Raw genomic sequence first — 16,596 nt, 5'->3', positions numbered from 1 at the left:
AAGGATCCATGAGCTGTATGCGGATGGGTACTGCCCAAAAGGCAGCGTGTAAAAGCCCCCAGTTGTGACGTTGCTGTAGCAGCTTTCTTTCAACGCTACATGACGTGCGCCGAGTTTGAACTCAACTACGAATGGTCAAGGGGGCTTTATGATGAATCTGAACAATCAACCAACTGTTGACGAATTGGCCCGGCTGTTCGCCGCGCGCAAAGACACGCTCGACAGCCACATTCTCTGGGTTTGCGAATCGGGTGAAGTCCACCTGGAAGGCCTGGGGGCACGTACCGATGAAGCGCAGTTCGAGCAATCCACTCCGAGCATGCGCGCCCGGTTGAAGATGTACCGCCGTGGCCAGGGCTATGTCGGCAAGAAAGCCGCCGCCGACACCCAGTACGTCGGACGTGTTCTGCAGACCCTGCAACACGAGTGGGCCGAGCTGCAGGGCAAACCAGGCGTAGCGGTGATCGACCGCCTCTGCTGAGGCCTGCGCAACGCAACAGGCAATACACTGAAGCCCGATCCGCAAGGATCGGGTTTTTTCATTACTGCCCTACCCGGCTACAATGCCCTCTTTTACCCAAGAGCCTAGCCATGAACAATCCCGCATTCGGCACCGGTGATGCCTCTTACCAAGCCGCAGGCGGCATCGATGGCCTGCATCGGCTGGTCGATGATTTCTACCGGTTGATGGAGCAGACTCCGGACGCCCATCCGGTACGCCAGATGCACCCGGACAACCTCGACAGCTCGCGAGACAAACTGGCCTGCTTTCTCAGCGGTTGGCTCGGCGGCCCGGCGCTGTTCAGCGAGCGCTATGGGTCGATCGCCATTCCAGCCTTCCATGCCCGCTGGCCGATCGATGAATCCCACAGTGAAATCTGGTTGAGTTGCATGGAGCAGGCCATCGCCTTGCAAGGTTACTCAACGGAATTTGCCGAGTACCTGTTGCGCCAGTTGCGCGTGCCAGCCCAGCGCATTGTCCAGGCCAGCCGCAACCGTCACCCTCAGGCCTGACGCCGCATTGGCGCCTGCTCCAAGGGAAAGTCCCTGGTGAGTAGCGCCCTGGCCCGATCCACTCCCCAGACCATGGCCCGGGTCATGGTTTCGCCCGGGCGGTTGTCGTAGTACTCCTCCACCATCGCTTTGCCATGGCTTGCATAGACGCCGAGGAACAATTGCGTGGCGCCAGTGCGCGACAACCTGACCTGTACATCGATGCTGGTGCCATCACTGAGCTGTTCGTCATGGCTGCGACTGTGCAGCTGCGCGTCCGCCCACTCCCAGTAAGTTTCTTCCCTGATCCGCATCCGTTACCCCTGTATTGATAGCCGGACAAGTAAGACATACCCGCGCGCGTCAGGCGAGCGCCCGTGCCTCAACCGTTGAGCAAGGTCAAACAATGCAGAAAAAACCCCGCAACAATGGGCGGGGTGATGTGAGCCGGTTCACTTTTTCACAGGGACCCTGGGCATGAAACGGCCCTTCTTGGCGCGCTGCAGGTGGCTCGGTCTGGCCTGGTCGGCGTCGTCCTGGGTCATGTGGGCAAAGCCCAGGCGGAAGGCCGTCTGACCGCAACGCACCTGGCTGTTGATGGGAAATTCGTCGCCGTTGTCCTCGAAATAGGATTCACTCATACCCAGTCTCCCTCTGACAGCAGACCGATACCGGCAAGCAGATGATTGCCCAGAAAGTATCGACCCAAGTGACTCTGAGACTAGCCGGTCATTTACGGACCAGGCAGGCAAAAAACAAAAAGCCCGACCAATGGCCGGGCTATTTTGTCGCACCCAGGTCGTTACCTGAGCTTGACCGCGGTGCCGGTGACGAACACCACGACCATCCCGCCACGGGCCGATGGCATGCTGATCTCGTAATCCAGACCCACCACGGCATCGGCTTGCAGGCTGCGGGCACGGGCCTTGATTTCATCAGTGGCCTGGATACGGGCTTCTTTGAGCGCGCTTTCCAGGGTTTGCGAGCGTCCACCGAAAAAGTCGCGAAAGCTGGCGAATACGTCGCGTACCACGTTGATGCCTTGGACCGACTCGGCGCTGACCACGTCCAGGTAGGCGGCGATCTGCCGACCTTCGACAGTGCCTGTGGTGGTGATGATCATGCTGCTCTCCTTCGGTCTCGCAAGTTGTACGCCTTTGCCCGTGTGAACAACGACAAAAGGAGGCGATGGTAACAGTGGCGCTACTGACCGTGATAGTCATCAGTCAATCGAAACGCTTGCCGATGGAATTCGGTTGTCGCCCCGCGACTTCTCGAGTTTGATGGCAATGAATTTCGAGGTCGGTGTGAAGGTCCGATCACCGTAGCTTTCCAGTGGCACCAGTGGATTGGTCTCCGGGTAGTAAGCCGCTGCCTGCCCAGTGGGGATGTCGTAGGCCACCAGGGTAAAGCCGCTCACACGACGCTCGCGGTCATCCTCCCAGAGCGACATCAGGTCCACCTTTTCACCGGGTTCGAAGCCGAGGCGGCGAATATCCTGCTCATTGGCAAAGATCACTTCGCGCAGGCCGAACACCCCACGATAGCGGTCATCCAGGCCATACAAGGTGGTGTTGTACTGGTCATGGGAGCGCAGGGTCTGCAAGACCAGATCAGGCTTGTCGCCACGCGCCAGCACCGCCTCATTGACCAACTGTTCCGGCAACAGGCTTGGGGTGAACTGGGCCTTGCCAGACGCGGTGTTCCACTGTCGTGCAGCGGCGGGGTTGCTCAGGTGGAATCCACCGGGATGCTGCAAGCGGTCATTGAAGTCCTCGAAGCCTGGAATAGTGTCGGCGATCAGGTCACGGATGCGGCTGTAATCGGCCACGGTCCATTCCCAGTCGATCGGCCGGTCGCCCAAGGTAGCCTTGGCGATTCCGGCGATGATCGCGGGCTCCGAGCGCAGCAGCGGCGAGCGCGGCTTGAGCTGGCCGTAGGAGATATGCACCATGCTGAAGGTGTCTTCCACGGTAACGCCCTGAGGGCCTTCAGCCTGCACATCGATTTCGGTACGGCCCAGGCACGGCAGGATCAACGCATCACGGCCGGTTACCAGGTGCGATCGGTTGAGCTTGGTGGCGATGTGCACGGTAAGGTCGCAGTTGCGCAACGCGTCGTGAGTACGCGGACTGTCAGGCGTAGCCTGGGCGAAGTTGCCACCCAGGGCAATAAACACCTTGGCGCGTTTTTCCTCCATCGCCTGGATTGCCAACACGGCGTTGTGGCCATGCCGACGCGGTACCTGAAACTGGAAACGCCGCTCCAGTGCGTCCAGCAGTGACACCGGCGGCTGCTCGTCGATGCCCATGGTCCGGTCACCTTGCACGTTACTGTGACCACGCACTGGCGACAGCCCGGCACCCAGCTTGCCGACGTTGCCACGCAGCAATTGCAGGTTGATGATTTCTTGCACCGTCGGCACCGAATGACGGTGCTGGGTAACGCCCATCGCCCAACACATGACCACCCGCTCGGCGCGCCGGTACATGCGCGCAGCCAGTTCCAGCTCGGCCAGGCTCAGGCCGGACTGCTCGACAATATGCACCCAGGTAGTGGCATCGACTTGCGCCAGGTACGCGTCCAACCCCGACGTGTGCTCGGCAATAAAGGCATGGTCGAAGACGGCCGGTTCGCCATTGGCCTGGGCTTCGCGCTCCCACTTGAGCAAGAACTTGGCGATGCCGCGCATCACGGCCATGTCGCCGCCCAAGGCGGGCCGGAAGTAAGCGGTGTTGGTCGGTTCGGAGCCGTTGCTGATCATTTCAAAAGGATGCTGCGGATGCTGGAAACGTTCCAGGCCGCGCTCCTTGAGCGGGTTGAAACAGACCACCTGGGCGCCGCGTTTCACCGCTTCACGCAGCGGTTCGAGCATACGCGGGTGGTTGGTGCCCGGGTTCTGGCCGATGACGAAGATCGCATCAGCTTCCTCCAGGTCGTGAAAGACCACGGTGCCCTTGCCCACCCCGAGGGTTTCGCCCATCCCTACGCCGCTGGCTTCATGGCACATGTTCGAGCAGTCGGGAAAGTTATTGGTGCCGAAGGTCCGCACGAACAGCTGGTAGAGAAAAGCCGCCTCATTGCTGGCGCGACCGGACGTGTAGAACTCGGCCTGATCAGGGGAGTCCAGGCCGTTGAGGTGCTGCGCGACCAGGGCAAACGCCTCGTCCCACGAGGTTTCGACGTAGTGGTCGGTGGCCGCATCGTAACGCATCGGGTGCGTCAGGCGTCCCTGGTATTCGAGCCAGTAGTCGCTCTGATCGGCGAGTGCGCTGACGCTATAGCGGGCGAAGAACGTCGGGTCGACAGAGCGACCGGTCGACTCCCAATTGACCGCTTTGGCACCGTTCTCACAGAACTTGACCATACCGTCTTCAGGCGACTCACCCCAGGCACAACCCGGACAATCGAACCCGCCGTTCTGGTTGGTCTTGAGCATCGCCCGCAGGTTCTTGAAGGCATTCTCACTGCCCAGCCAGCTCTTGGTAACGCTTTTCAGCGCTCCCCAACCGGCTGCCGGAGCATTGTAGGTTTTGATGTGTTCGTCTTGACTCATCAGGGTATTCCTCGATGTGCACGCAGAGATTAATTAATCTCAAGGCCTGGGCAGCTCTACGGCTCAATTAAGCAGTGCCATACAAATAACAATCAGCCGGACACTAACTGCCTTCCTGCTTTATTTACACTTTCAGCCTATTGAGCCTATCCCGGCGCGTCCAATCGAAAGTAATTACAGCCTGATCAAAACCCTCTATCACCACTGAATACCACAAAATACGCGGCCTGCAGCACCGATAGACGACACTTATCAATTGGTCACTAAAAGCAATTTGACGACCCTCCTGTGCCTCCCTATGCTCGATAAAAGGCGCCACGTTTATTTAATTAATTTGCACGCAATGTGTTCACCGCAATGACCGATATCAGATTAAAAGAGGTAATCGCAATCGTGAATGCAAACGACAATACATTGGTCGATGGTTTCAATCGAAAGATTGATTACCTCAGGATGTCGGTTACCGATCGCTGCGACTTCCGCTGTGTCTATTGCATGGCCGAAGACATGCAGTTCCTACCTCGCCAACGCATTTTGACTCTTGAAGAGCTGTATCACGTGGCCGAGCGTTTCGTCGCCATGGGCACCCGCAAGATCCGCCTGACCGGTGGTGAGCCACTAGTGCGCAGTGGCATTGTCGAACTATGCGCGCGCGTCGCTGCGTTGCCGGGCTTGCGCGAACTGTGCATGACCAGCAATGGCTCACAACTCGGGCGCCTGGCCAAACCCTTGTTCGATGCCGGCCTGTCGCGCCTGAACATCAGCCTCGACAGCCTCGACCCGCAGCGCTTCAAGGCGCTTACCCGTACCGGCGATCTTGGCCAGGTCATCGCCGGTATCGACGCGGCGCGCGGCGCAGGCTTTCGCCGCACCAAGCTCAATTGCGTGGTACTCAAGGGCCGCAACGACGGCGAGATCAATGACCTGGTGCGCTTTGCCATTGACCGCGAACTGGATATTTCCTTCATCGAAGAGATGCCCCTGGGCGTCATCAGTGAACACCAGCGCAGCGAGTCCTACTGCTCAAGCGATGAGGTACGCGCGCGCATCGCTGAACAGTTCACCTTGATCGAGTCGGCCGAGTCCACCCAGGGCCCTTCACGCTACTGGCGCCTGGCCGAGGCGCCGCAGATCCGCATCGGCTTCATATCTCCCCACAGTCATAACTTCTGCGGCAGCTGCAACCGTGTGCGACTCACCGTCGAAGGACGTTTGTTGCTGTGCCTGGGCAACGAGCACGCCAGCGACCTGAAACAGGTCCTGCGCGCACATCCCGGCGACAGCGCCCGGTTGGACAAGGCCATACGCGATGCCATAACCCTCAAGCCCTACCGCCATCACTTCGACATCAACGGCGACGTGCAGATCCTGCGCTTCATGAACATGACCGGCGGCTAGCCGCTGTTGCCACCAACGGAACACTCATGATCGTTCACCCCAAGCCCAACCTGCTCAACGTGCTGATCACCCTCAAGGGCTCCATCGCCAAGCGCATCGCCCGGCGCAGCGTGATGGTGACCGTGCTCGCCTCGCTGATTGTCCTGATCGAGAACCAGCACCCGGCGTTCTTTTCCAAGGTCAATGCCACGCCCTTCACCTTGCTTGGTATCTCGCTGTCGATTTTCATGAGTTTTCGCAACACCGCCTGTTACGAACGCTGGTGGGAAGGCCGCAAAGCCTGGGGCCAGGTGATCATCGAAATACGCTCGTTCATTCGCGAGAGTTGCGTGATCGCTGATCCGAAACTGCGCGAAAGCCTGCTGCTGGGGTTGTGTGGTTACGCCCATACGCTGAATGCCAGGCTGCGTGGCGACGACGAACAGCAAGCCGCGCGCAAATGGCTGCCTGGGATATCCAGCCTGCCCACCCACAACATCAGTGACGGGATCCTGCAGGAGGCTGGCAAGATCTGTTCGCGCCTGGCCGAAGAAAACACTATCAGCGAATGGCGTTACATGAGCCTGGAACAGCGCCTGCGGGGGCTGTCCGAAGCCCAAGCCATTTGCGAGCGGATCAAAAACACGCCACTGCCCTTCCCCTACACCTTGCTGCTGCACCGGACCATCTACATTTTCTGCGTCCTGCTGCCCTTCGCCATGGCCCAGCCCCTGGGTTGGTTGGCGCCGATCTTCACGGCCATTGTCAGCTACACCTTCTTCGGCCTGGATGCCATCAGTGATGAGCTGGAAGATCCGTTCGGGCGCGATGAAAACGACCTGCCCACCGATGCTATGGTGCGAACGATTGAACGGGAAATACTCTGCGCGACCGGACATACCGACCTGCCTGCGCCCTTGCAGCCGGTGGACTTTGTGCTCAGTTGAGGTTGGCCGGGGTCATTGGCGCGACGCGCACAGGTTGCCGGGCTTGAGGTGGGCGACAAAGTTGCAGGGACGATGGCGGGCATCGAGTTGCTCGGCCAGGATGCCTTCCCAGGCCGTGCGACAGGCACCGGTCGAGCCCGGCAGGCAACACACCAGGGTGCCGTTGGCCAGCCCGGCCAAGGCGCGGGTTTGTACCGTGGAAGTGCCGATATCCAGGATCGACAAGGCGCGGAACAACTCGCCGAAACCGTCGATGTGCTTATCGAGCAAACAGGCCACCGCCTCGGGGGTGCTGTCTCGGGCAGTGAAGCCGGTGCCACCGGTCACCAGCACAACCTGCACCTGGTTGTCGGCAATCCAGGTCGCTACCTGTGCGCGGATCGTGTAGACGTCGCCCTTGACCAACTCACGGGCCACCAGTCGATGCCCCATCTCCACCGAGCGAGTAGCCAACAACTCGCCGGAGGTGTCGGTTTCGAAAGTTCGTGTATCACTGACCGTCAGTACGGCGATATTGAGGGGGATAAAAGCCGCATCCATTTTTACACTCATACAATAGCCTCAGCGTCGAAGAGTAATCTTCGGGGAAACTAGTGACTAAAATACAAGCCGTCCAATCGATATATCACAACACCCCATCGACTCCCTCTATTGGCAAAACACCACAACTACCCGTTTCATCGACCGCACCTATCACACAGTCACTATTTCTCATTGGACGTCTTTTTACCCTGACCGTAGGGTGGCATCGCCGCGCTATGCTCATCACCACACCACTTGCCAGGCCGAGTCATGGACATCAAACAACTCAAGTTTCTAATCGCCCTGGATCAGACCAGACACTTTGGCCAGGCCGCTGCGCTGTGCCACATCACCCAGCCGACGCTGTCCATGCGCCTGCGCAACCTGGAGGACGAGCTGGACCTGGTCCTGGTAAGGCGTGGCCAACGTTTTGAAGGTTTCACCGAGGCGGGCGAGCGCATCCTGGCCTGGGCCCGTACCCTGCTGGCCGCCTATGATGGCCTGCAGGCCGAAGCAGCCAGTTGCCGCGGGCAGATCGTCGGCAACCTGCGCCTGGGGATGGTGCCGCTGTCGAGCATCAACCCCATGAGTTTCCTCACGCCCCTGGCCCAGCGCTATCCGGAGCTGCACTTCCAGCTCTCGTCGCTGAGTTCGGAACAGGTCATCGATGGTTTGAGTCGCAACCAGCTCGACCTGGGCATCTGCTACCTGGACCAGATCAACACCAGCTACTTCGAGGTCATCGAGCTGGGCGCTACCAGCATGGGGCTGCTGTACGACACGCGCCACTACCACTTTGACCAGGCCGAGCTGCCCTGGGAGGCGATCAGCGATATTCCCTTGGGAATGCTGTCCAAGGGCATGCACTACCGCCAATCAGTCGACCTGAGCTTCAGAAGCCGAGGACTGCACCCACAGCCGGTGCTGGAAAGCGACTCCACTTACCAGTTGATCCAGGCGATCTGCGCCGGGATCTGCTGCGCAATCATGCCGCTGCAGAGCGGGCTGGATGAGTTGAGCGAACACATCCGTATCGTGCCGATTGCCAGCGCCAGCGTGCATGCCCCGATCGGCCTGTTGCTGCGCCGCACAGAACCGCGCTCGGCCCTCGCTGAAAAGTGCTTTGCCGAAGTAAAAGCACTGCTCGACGCCCAATAACACCGTTCATTGGTAGAACTGCTCTACCCGCATTGACTGCCAACTGCAGCGCAGCAAATTCACTTGACCGTAATTGTATATACATGATCATATCTGTGAACGTCGCCGCCCCTGCGTCCGGCCGGCGACTCGACCGCTCGACAACAATAATATGCGGAGATCCACAGCAATGACCCAGGCCAGCGCCTCGCGCAGCAAACCCTTGATCGAGCGCCGTTCGATCGACTACATCCCGGAAAACGAACGACACGGACGCCTCGACAGCCAGTTCACCCTGTGGCTGGGTGCCAACCTGCAGATCACCGCAATCGTCACCGGGGCCCTGGCCGTGGTGCTAGGTGGCGATGTGTTCTGGTCGTTGATCGGCTTGCTGATCGGCCAACTGGTCGGCGGCGCGGTCATGGCCCTGCATGCCGCTCAGGGGCCAAAGCTGGGCTTGCCGCAGATGATTTCCAGCCGGGTGCAATTCGGTGTCTATGGCGCGGCCATCCCGATTGCTCTGGTGTGCCTGATGTACCTGGGTTTCACTGCCACCGGCACGGTGCTATCGGGCCAGGCCATCGGCCAGTTGCTCAGCGTCAGCGACAGTGCCGGAATCCTGATCTTTGCCGGGGTGATCGTACTGGCCACGGTGTTCGGCTATCGCATGATTCACTGGATCGGCCGGATTGCCAGCGTGTTGGGGATCATCGCGTTCGTCTACCTGTTCAGCCGCATCCTGGTCATCAGCGACATCAGCCAACTGCTGCAAAACCGTCACTTCACCTGGACCTCGTTCCTGCTCGCGGTGTCGTTGTCGGCGTCCTGGCAGATCTCTTTCGGGCCCTATGTCGCGGACTATTCGCGCTACCTGCCAAGCAGCACCTCGTCGTTCAAGACTTTCCTCGCCGCAGGCCTGGGCTCGGTGGTCGGCTCCCAGGCCTCGATGGTGCTCGGGGTGTTTGCCGCAGCCATCGCCAACGGCCAGTTCTCCGGCCGTGAAGTGGCCTATATTGTCGGCCTGGGTGGTACCGGCGCCACCGCCGCGCTGCTGTACTTCAGTATCGCTTTCGGCAAGGTGACCATCTCTACCCTCAACTCCTACGGCAGCTTTATGTGCATCGCCACCATCATCAGTGGCTTTCGCGGGCATATTGACGTCAGCCGCCGCCAGCGCCTGTTCTTCGTGCTCGGCATCGTCGGCGCCTCAACCCTGATCGCCCTGCTCGGCCAGCACTCGTTCCTCGCCGCGTTCAAGTCGTTCATCCTGTTCCTGCTGACCTTCTTCGTGCCTTGGAGCGCGGTCAATTTGGTGGACTATTACTTCATCACCAAAGAGCGCTATGACGTACCCGCACTGTCCGATCCTGATGGCCGCTACGGGCGCTGGAACATGCCGGGCATCATCGTCTACACCATTGGCGTGCTGGTACAGATGCCGTTCATTTCCACCAAGCTCTATACCGGCCCCATGGTTGCCCACCTGGGCGGTGTCGATGTGTCGTGGATCATCGGCCTGGTAGTACCGAGCGTATTGTATTACCTGGTGGCCCGTGGCAAGGCAGCCCAGGCACCGGCCCAGATGATCCTGCCCGAAGCGGCCAGGTCCTGAGCTGAACCCTCCGGTTGCCCACCGTCTTGACGGTGGGCAACAACCAATCGGCGCCCTGGGCAGCTGTACCCGCTCAGCGCCCACGGCAGCGGGCCTTTGAGCTGACGCGCGCCACCTCATAACTTGGCGATCGACACCTCGGTGGACTTCACGAAGGCAATCACTTCACTGCCTACCCGCAACTCCAGCTCGTGCACCGAACGGGTGGTGATCACCGACGTGACGATGCCCGCGGATGTCTGTACATCGATTTCCGATACCACCGGCCCTTCGATGATCTCCTTGACCGTGCCCTTGAACTGATTGCGTACGTTGATCGCCTTGATGGTCATGCTCTGCTTCCTCGTTCCGGGGTGCACTGCGGCGCAGTGCTTGAGGTGCAGAGTGCACGCTTACAGGAAAAACAAAAAAGAATAATTAATCATTTTATTAGACCCAATAATAATATCAATGAGATCACTGCCCAGCCTTTTGACTGGCCGGCCTGCTACTTTCGTCTAATGCACGAAACTACCGGCCAACGCCGAAGGCGCGGATGGCAAGGCTCCGCCGGGGTCAAACAGTTGACGATAGACCCACTCGATAGCGCCATCAACACCCTTGATTAGTCCTACATTCCATACGGGAATACACTACCGTTTATCCGCGTTATCCGAGCCCTGCGCTAGATAGGGCCTGCAACCAATCGTGATCTCACCACAGCCAACTGCGCTTGCGACGCCCTGTTGCCGGGCATGCCTATGCCCGCTGCTTTGTGCAGCCGATAGAATAAGGAGATAACCATGGGACTTGGCAGACGTCAGTTCTTCAAGCTCTGTACCGCCGGGGTCGCCACCGCCACCTGCGCGACCCTGGGCTTTGCCCCCGGTATGGCCCAGGCCACCCAGCCGCGCCAGTACAAGCTGTTGCGCGCCAAGGAAACCCGCAACAACTGCACCTACTGCTCAGTGGGTTGCGGGATTCTCATGTACAGCCTCGGTGACGGTGCGAAGAACGCCAAGGCGCGCATCTTCCACATCGAAGGCGACCCGGATCACCCGGTCAGCCGCGGCTCGTTGTGCCCTAAAGGTGCAGGCCTGGTGGACTACGTGCACAGTGAACAGCGCCTGCTGTTCCCCGAATACCGTGCACCGGGTTCGGACAAGTGGCAGCGCATCAGTTGGGACCACGCCATCGAGCGCATCGCCCGCTTGATGAAGGACGACCGCGACGCCAACTTCATCGAAAAGAACGCCAAGGGCACCACGGTCAACCGCTGGCTGAGTACCGGCATGCTCTGCTCCTCAGCTGCCAGCAGTGAAACCGGCTCGCTGGACCAACGCTTCACCCGCGCCCTGGGTATTCTCGGCACCGACAGCCAGGCCCGCGTGTGCCATGCCCCGACCGTATCGGCCCTGGCGCCGACCTTCGGCCGTGGCGCCATGACCAACAACTGGGTGGACATCAAAAACGCCAACGTAGTGCTGATCATGGGCGGCAACCCGGCCGAGGCGCACCCGGTGGGTTTCAAGTGGGTGATCGAGGCAAAGATTCGCAATGGCGCCAAGGTCATCGTCGTCGACCCGCGCTTCAACCGCAGCGCCGCGGTGGCCGATATCTACTCACCGATCCGTGCTGGCTCCGACGTGACCTTCCTGATGGGCGTGGTCAACTACCTGATCAGCCACGACAAGGTCCAGCACGAGTACGTGCGCCACTACACCAACACCAGCCTGATCGTGCGCGAGGACTACCGCTTCGACGACGGCCTGTTCAGCGGCTACGACGACAGCAAGCGCAGCTACGACCGCAGTTCCTGGACCTATGAGCTTGACGAGAAAGGCTACGCCAAGCGCGACCTGACCCTGAGCCACCCGCGCTGTGTGTGGAACCTGCTCAAGACCCACGTCAGCCGCTACACCCCTGAAGTGGTGACTAACATCTGCGGCACGCCCAAGGATGATTTCCTGCAGATCTGCGCGATCCTCGCCAGCACCTGCGTGCCGGACCGCACCGCCACCTTCCTCTACGCCCTGGGCTGGACCCACCACACCAACGGCGCCCAGATGATCCGCGGCGCGGGCATGATCCAGTTGCTGCTGGGCAACATCGGCATGGCCGGTGGCGGCGTCAACGCTCTGCGCGGTCACTCCAATATCCAGGGTTACACCGACCTGGGCCTGCTGTCGCTGCGCCTGCCGGGCTACATGAATCTGCCCTCCGACGCGCAGACCACGCTGGCCACCTACCTCAAGCAGACCACACCGACGGCACTGCTGGAAGATCAGGTCAACTACTACAAGCACACGCCGAAGTTCTTCATCAGCCTGATGAAGAGTTTCTGGGGTGACAAAGCCACTGCCGACAACGACTGGGGCTTCGACTGGCTGCCCAAGTGGGACGACAGCTACGACGTGCTCAACTACAGCAACCGCATGTTCGAAGGCAAGGTCAACGGCTACATCGCCCAGGGCTTCAACCCGGTGGCGGCGTTCCCGGACAAGAACAAGGCCCAGGCGGCACTGGCCAAGCTCAAATTTCTGGTGATCATTGACCCGCTGGCTACCGAGACCTCAAGCTTCTGGCAGAATCACGGTGAACAGCACGACGTCGATACTGCCGCGATCCAGACCGAGGTGTTCCGCCTGCCCTCCTCCTGCTTTGCCGAAGAAGACGGCTCGATCGTCAACTCCGGGCGCTGGCTGCAGTGGCACTGGGCCGGTGCCGCACCGCCCGGCGAGGCCTGGCACGATGGCAAGATCCTCGGTCACCTGTTCATGAAAATCCGTGAGCTGTACGAAAAGGAAGGTGGCGCCAACCCGGCCCCGATCCTCAACATGGCCTGGGACTATGTCGACCCGTACGACCCCAAGCCCGAGGAAGTGGCCAAGGAATCCAACGGCCGCGCCCTGGCCGACCTGCACGACGAGCAAGGCAAGCTGATCCTGCGCAAGGGCCAGTTGCTCAGCGATTTCTCGCAGTTGCGTGATGACGGCAGCACCCAGTGCTTCAACTGGATCTTCGCCGGTTCCTGGACCGAACAAGGCAACCAGATGGCCCGTCGCGACAACGCCGACAGTGGCCTGGGCTGCACCCCGGGTTGGGCCTGGGCCTGGCCGCAGAACCGGCGCATCCTCTACAACCGCGCCTCCGCCGACCCACAGGGCAATCCGTGGGACCCGAAACGCAAGCTGATCGGCTGGGACGGCCAACGCTGGAGCGGTGTCGACGTGCCCGACTTCGCCGTCACTGCCGCGCCAGGTGGCAAGGTCAATCCGTTCATCATGCTGCCTGAAGGCCTGGGCCGGCTGTTCTCGGTTGGCGCCCTGAACGACGGCCCGTTCCCCGAACACTACGAACCGACCGAAAGCCCGCTGGCGCACAACCCGCTGCACCCGAAGGTGACCTACAGCCCTACGGCGCGCGTGTACGAAAGCGACCGCAAACGCATGGGCAAGCGCGAGGACTTCCCCTATGTGGCGACCACCTACTCGATCACCGAGTTGTTCCGTCACTGGACCAAGCACGCGCGCCTGAACGCCATCGTTCAGCCCGAGCAGTTCATCGAGATCGGCGAAAAGCTGGCCAATGACAAAGGCATCGTTCAGGGCGACACGGTCAAGGTCAGCACCCAGCGCGGCTACATCAAGGCCAAGGCTGTAGTCACCAAGCGCATCCGCCGCCTGGCCGTCGATGGCCAGGATGTCGACACCATCGGCATTCCGTGCCACTGGGGTTACGAAGGGGCGACCCGCAAGGCTTTCTGGCCAACACCCTGACCCCGGGCGTCGGCGACTCGAACACCCAGACGCCGGAGTACAAGGCGTTTCTCGTGAACATTGAAAAGGTCTGAGGGCGCAACCATGTCCATGCAATCCCAAGACATCGTCCGCCGCTCGGCCACCAGCGTGCTGACCCCGGCGCCGCATACCCGCGATCACCAGGCCGAAGTGGCCAAGCTGATAGACGTCAGCATCTGCATCGGCTGCAAGGCCTGCCAGGTAGCCTGCAATGAGTGGAACGACCTGCGTGACGAGGTCGGCCACAACGTCGGCGTGTACGACAACCCGGCAGACCTGTCTGCCGAAACCTGGACGCTGATGCGCTTCGACGAAGTCGAAGACGAGAGCGGCAAGCTCGAATGGCTGATCCGCAAGGACGGCTGCATGCACTGCGCTGACCCCGGCTGCCTGAAAGCCTGCCCGCAACCGGGGGCGATCATCCAGTACGCCAACGGCATCGTCGACTTCCAGTCCGAACATTGCATTGGCTGTGGCTACTGCATCGCCGGTTGTCCCTTCGATGTGCCGCGCATCAGCCAGAAAGATAACAAGGCCTACAAGTGCACCCTGTGCGTGGACCGGGTGTCCGTCGGCCAAGAGCCAGCCTGCGTCAAGACCTGCCCCACCGGCGCGATCAACTTCGGCAGCAAGCAGGACATGCTGCATCAGGCCGGTGAACGGGTGACTGAGCTTCAGGGCCGGGGCTTTGCCGGGGCCGGCATCTACGATCCGCAAGGCGTCGGCGGCACCCATGTGGTCTATGTGCTGCAACATGCCGACAAGCCGCAGCTGTACCACAAGCTGCCCACCGACCCGCGTATCAGCAGCGCCATCCAGGGCTGGAAAGGCTGGATGAAACCGGTGGCCGCCGCGGCGTTTTTCGCCACCCTGGTCGGCACCCTGTTCCATTACATCGGCGTGGGCCCCAACGAGGTCGACGAGCAGGATGAGAAACGCGAAGAGGATACGCACGCATGAACACCGACAACCTGATCCTGCGTACCCGCTTCATTGACCGCGCCTGCCACTGGTTCATGGTGATCTGCTTTTTCGCCGTGGCGCTGTCGGGGCTGTCGTGGTTCTTCCCCTCATTCAACGGGCTCAACGCGGTGTTCGGCACCCCGCAGCTGGCGCGCATCCTTCACCCCTTCTTCGGGGTCGCGGTGTTCGTGATGCTGATGTTCCTGTTCGTGCGTTTCGTGCGCTACAACCTGCCGGAACGCGAGGACCTGCAGTGGTTCAAGAACGTCAAGCAGGTGCTGGCCGGCAAGCATGACCCGGCGCTGAACATTGGCAAATACAACGCCGGGCAGAAACTGCTGTTCTGGGGCATCATGACCCTGATCATCCTGTTGCTGCTCAGCGGCGTGGTGATCTGGCGGCCGTACTTCGCCCCGCTGTTCTCCATCCCCACCATTCGCATCGGCCTGCTATTGCATGCCATCGCCGGCATCGCCCTGATCCTGCTGATCATCGGCCATGCCTACCTGGCGTTCTGGGTAAAAGGTTCGATTCGCGGCATGCTCACAGGCGTTGTCAGTCGCGCCTGGGCCAAGACCCATCATGATCGCTGGTACCGGCAGATCAGCAAGCAGGACAAACCCGGGGGCAAACCATGAGCAGCATTCAGATGACCCCGGTGCAAACGCCTGCGGGTGGGATCAACGGGATCGTGCCGGCGCTGCTGCCGTCGCTCAAGGACCGCTACAGCAAACGTGCTGCGCGCCTGCGCCAACTGGCCGAAACCCATGCCATGGGCGATTACCTGGCTTTTTGCGCACAACTGGTCCAGGCCCAGCAACTGCTGCTTGAGCGTATGCCGTTGCCCCAGGCACTGGCCGCCGGGCTCGCTGATCGACTGAACAACGGCCAGGCGCCGCTGGCGAGTGCCGACTACCCGCGTGACCCGTACTGGCAGCAACTGCTGCATGGCCTGATCGAGCAGCTGTATTGCGACGCCAACCCAGCCGTGCGCACGACGCTGGACGGCCTTCGCGGACACGTTCCAGCGCAATTGGAGCATCTGGCCAGCGCCTTGCTGGCCGGCGACTATGAACAAGTCGGCAGCGGCCAGGCGTTGTTCCTGTGGGCCGCGCTCTCGCTGTACTTCACCCAGCTGGCCAGCGTCCTGCCGGCATCGGCCAGCGCCTCTCTCGGTGAACAGCGCCAGCACTGCCCGGTGTGCGCCAGCGCGCCGCTGGCCAGCGTGGTGATGACCGGCGCGCAGGCGGGCTTGCGCTACCTGCAGTGCAGCCTGTGCGAATGCCGCTGGCACATGGTCCGGGTCAAGTGCAGCAACTGCGAAGCCACCGGCGCGCTGGACTACTGGTCGCTGGAACGCCAGGATGCCGCGGTCAAAACCGAAAGCTGCAACGATTGTCACAGCTACCTGAAAGTCTTTTACCCGGAAAAGGACCGCGACCAGGAACTGCTGGCCGACGACCTGGCCACCCTGGCGCTGGATGCCGAGGTGGAACGCGAGGGGTTTGGACGCAGTGGGGTCAGCCCGTTTCTGTTTCCTGGTTGAAAAAAGCATTGCGGGGCATGCCCGTTCCCACAGGTGTTATTTCTGTGGGAGATCACCCAGCCCTCCGGGCTGCGCTGTCGCGCAGCAAACATGAAGTGCATGGCTTCAGGTCTGCAGCGGCGCTGACATTTTGAAAAGCAAAAGGCGGCTGGCCCGGTAGGGCC

General features: G+C 60.7%; 15 protein-coding genes and 1 pseudogene. 10 read left to right on the top strand and 6 right to left on the bottom strand.

Going from position 1 to position 16,596, the window contains the following annotated elements:
• The first annotated feature begins 148 nt into the window (after positions 1-148).
• On the top strand, positions 149-481 hold the full coding sequence (locus tag ACRESH_RS16240; RefSeq protein ID WP_431742935.1) for a hypothetical protein: 333 nt from the start codon (positions 149-151) through the stop codon (positions 479-481).
• Positions 482-591: 110 nt separating this feature from the next.
• Positions 592-1,014: a group II truncated hemoglobin gene (locus ACRESH_RS16235; RefSeq protein WP_431742934.1), complete on the top strand. Its 423-nt coding sequence runs from the start codon at positions 592-594 to the stop codon at positions 1,012-1,014.
• Here ACRESH_RS16235 and ACRESH_RS16230 read toward each other — a convergent pair.
• The 4 genes from ACRESH_RS16230 to ACRESH_RS16215 form a co-directional block, all read right to left on the bottom strand.
• Positions 1,005-1,307 carry a hypothetical protein gene (locus ACRESH_RS16230; protein WP_431742933.1) on the bottom strand — a complete coding sequence of 101 codons (303 nt, stop codon included), beginning with the start codon at positions 1,305-1,307 and terminating at the stop codon, positions 1,005-1,007. The two genes, ACRESH_RS16235 and ACRESH_RS16230, sit on opposite strands and share 10 nt — an antisense overlap.
• Before the next feature lie 138 nt (positions 1,308-1,445).
• The gene (locus tag ACRESH_RS16225; RefSeq protein WP_431742932.1) at positions 1,446-1,634 is read right to left on the bottom strand and encodes a hypothetical protein; all 189 of its coding nucleotides are present in this window, start codon (positions 1,632-1,634) and stop codon (positions 1,446-1,448) included.
• A gap of 161 nt (positions 1,635-1,795) precedes the next feature.
• The gene (locus ACRESH_RS16220) at positions 1,796-2,116 is read right to left on the bottom strand and encodes a YbjQ family protein (RefSeq protein WP_431742931.1); all 321 of its coding nucleotides are present in this window, start codon (positions 2,114-2,116) and stop codon (positions 1,796-1,798) included.
• 99 nt (positions 2,117-2,215) lie between these two features.
• Complete coding sequence (locus ACRESH_RS16215) at positions 2,216-4,549, bottom strand: FdhF/YdeP family oxidoreductase (RefSeq protein ID WP_431742930.1); 2,334 nt, start codon at positions 4,547-4,549, stop codon at positions 2,216-2,218.
• Between the two features lie 357 nt (positions 4,550-4,906).
• Here ACRESH_RS16215 and moaA point away from each other — a divergent pair, with 357 nt between their 5' ends.
• The gene (moaA, locus tag ACRESH_RS16210; RefSeq protein WP_431742929.1) at positions 4,907-5,947 is read left to right on the top strand and encodes a GTP 3',8-cyclase MoaA; all 1,041 of its coding nucleotides are present in this window, start codon (positions 4,907-4,909) and stop codon (positions 5,945-5,947) included.
• Between the two features lie 26 nt (positions 5,948-5,973).
• Positions 5,974-6,873, top strand: coding sequence for a bestrophin family protein (locus ACRESH_RS16205; RefSeq protein WP_431742928.1), 900 nt, complete (start codon positions 5,974-5,976; stop codon positions 6,871-6,873).
• Between the two features lie 12 nt (positions 6,874-6,885).
• Here ACRESH_RS16205 and moaB read toward each other — a convergent pair whose 3' ends face one another.
• A complete protein-coding gene (gene moaB, locus ACRESH_RS16200; protein WP_431742927.1) occupies positions 6,886-7,425 on the bottom strand; it encodes a molybdenum cofactor biosynthesis protein B in 540 nt (179 codons plus the stop codon).
• Positions 7,426-7,665: 240 nt separating this feature from the next.
• Between moaB and ACRESH_RS16195 the strand changes: the two genes are divergently transcribed.
• Together ACRESH_RS16195 and ACRESH_RS16190 are read left to right on the top strand one after the other, a co-directional pair.
• On the top strand, positions 7,666-8,553 hold the full coding sequence (locus ACRESH_RS16195; protein ID WP_431742926.1) for a LysR family transcriptional regulator: 888 nt from the start codon (positions 7,666-7,668) through the stop codon (positions 8,551-8,553).
• Between the two features lie 169 nt (positions 8,554-8,722).
• A complete protein-coding gene (locus ACRESH_RS16190) occupies positions 8,723-10,144 on the top strand; it encodes a purine-cytosine permease family protein (protein ID WP_431742925.1) in 1,422 nt (473 codons plus the stop codon).
• A gap of 116 nt (positions 10,145-10,260) precedes the next feature.
• On the opposite strand, the gene ACRESH_RS16185 is transcribed toward ACRESH_RS16190, so the two are convergent.
• Positions 10,261-10,476 carry a TOBE domain-containing protein gene (locus ACRESH_RS16185; RefSeq protein ID WP_010227092.1) on the bottom strand — a complete coding sequence of 72 codons (216 nt, stop codon included), beginning with the start codon at positions 10,474-10,476 and terminating at the stop codon, positions 10,261-10,263.
• Between the two features lie 450 nt (positions 10,477-10,926).
• Here ACRESH_RS16185 and fdnG point away from each other — a divergent pair.
• From fdnG to fdhE, 4 genes and pseudogenes are all read left to right on the top strand, one after another.
• Positions 10,927-13,976, top strand: a pseudogene (gene fdnG, locus ACRESH_RS16180) (formate dehydrogenase-N subunit alpha).
• 16 nt (positions 13,977-13,992) lie between these two features.
• Positions 13,993-14,883: a formate dehydrogenase subunit beta gene (fdxH, locus tag ACRESH_RS16175; protein ID WP_431742988.1), complete on the top strand. Its 891-nt coding sequence runs from the start codon at positions 13,993-13,995 to the stop codon at positions 14,881-14,883.
• Entirely contained in the window at positions 14,880-15,524 is a 645-nt protein-coding gene (locus ACRESH_RS16170; RefSeq protein WP_431742924.1) for a formate dehydrogenase subunit gamma, read from the top strand. The genes fdxH and ACRESH_RS16170 overlap by 4 nt, the downstream gene beginning before the upstream one ends.
• Positions 15,521-16,432 (top strand): formate dehydrogenase accessory protein FdhE, encoded by a 912-nt coding sequence (gene fdhE / locus ACRESH_RS16165; protein ID WP_431742923.1) that lies wholly within the window; start codon positions 15,521-15,523, stop codon positions 16,430-16,432. The genes ACRESH_RS16170 and fdhE overlap by 4 nt, the downstream gene beginning before the upstream one ends.
• Positions 16,433-16,596: the final 164 nt, after the last annotated feature.

The sequence above is a fragment of the Pseudomonas sp. genome, from assembly GCF_050739775.1.
Classification (GTDB): Bacteria; Pseudomonadota; Gammaproteobacteria; order Pseudomonadales; family Pseudomonadaceae; genus Aquipseudomonas.
The sequence above is the reverse complement of the archived record's forward strand: the minus strand, read 5'-3'. Positions and strand labels throughout refer to the sequence as shown.

Bases quoted from the DNA above. Each gene is read 5' to 3' on its own strand.
- ACRESH_RS16240 (WP_431742935.1), top strand. From the start codon at position 149: ATGATGAATCTGAACAATCAACCAACTGTTGACGAATTGGCCCGGCTG.
- ACRESH_RS16235 (WP_431742934.1), top strand. From the start codon at position 592: ATGAACAATCCCGCATTCGGCACCGGTGATGCCTCTTACCAAGCCGCA.
- ACRESH_RS16230 (WP_431742933.1), bottom strand. From the start codon at position 1,307: ATGCGGATCAGGGAAGAAACTTACTGGGAGTGGGCGGACGCGCAGCTG.
- ACRESH_RS16225 (WP_431742932.1), bottom strand. From the start codon at position 1,634: ATGAGTGAATCCTATTTCGAGGACAACGGCGACGAATTTCCCATCAAC.
- ACRESH_RS16220 (WP_431742931.1), bottom strand. From the start codon at position 2,116: ATGATCATCACCACCACAGGCACTGTCGAAGGTCGGCAGATCGCCGCC.
- ACRESH_RS16215 (WP_431742930.1), bottom strand. From the start codon at position 4,549: ATGAGTCAAGACGAACACATCAAAACCTACAATGCTCCGGCAGCCGGT.
- moaA (WP_431742929.1), top strand. From the start codon at position 4,907: ATGACCGATATCAGATTAAAAGAGGTAATCGCAATCGTGAATGCAAAC.
- ACRESH_RS16205 (WP_431742928.1), top strand. From the start codon at position 5,974: ATGATCGTTCACCCCAAGCCCAACCTGCTCAACGTGCTGATCACCCTC.
- moaB (WP_431742927.1), bottom strand. From the start codon at position 7,425: ATGAGTGTAAAAATGGATGCGGCTTTTATCCCCCTCAATATCGCCGTA.
- ACRESH_RS16195 (WP_431742926.1), top strand. From the start codon at position 7,666: ATGGACATCAAACAACTCAAGTTTCTAATCGCCCTGGATCAGACCAGA.
- ACRESH_RS16190 (WP_431742925.1), top strand. From the start codon at position 8,723: ATGACCCAGGCCAGCGCCTCGCGCAGCAAACCCTTGATCGAGCGCCGT.
- ACRESH_RS16185 (WP_010227092.1), bottom strand. From the start codon at position 10,476: ATGACCATCAAGGCGATCAACGTACGCAATCAGTTCAAGGGCACGGTC.
- fdxH (WP_431742988.1), top strand. From the start codon at position 13,993: ATGCAATCCCAAGACATCGTCCGCCGCTCGGCCACCAGCGTGCTGACC.
- ACRESH_RS16170 (WP_431742924.1), top strand. From the start codon at position 14,880: ATGAACACCGACAACCTGATCCTGCGTACCCGCTTCATTGACCGCGCC.
- fdhE (WP_431742923.1), top strand. From the start codon at position 15,521: ATGAGCAGCATTCAGATGACCCCGGTGCAAACGCCTGCGGGTGGGATC.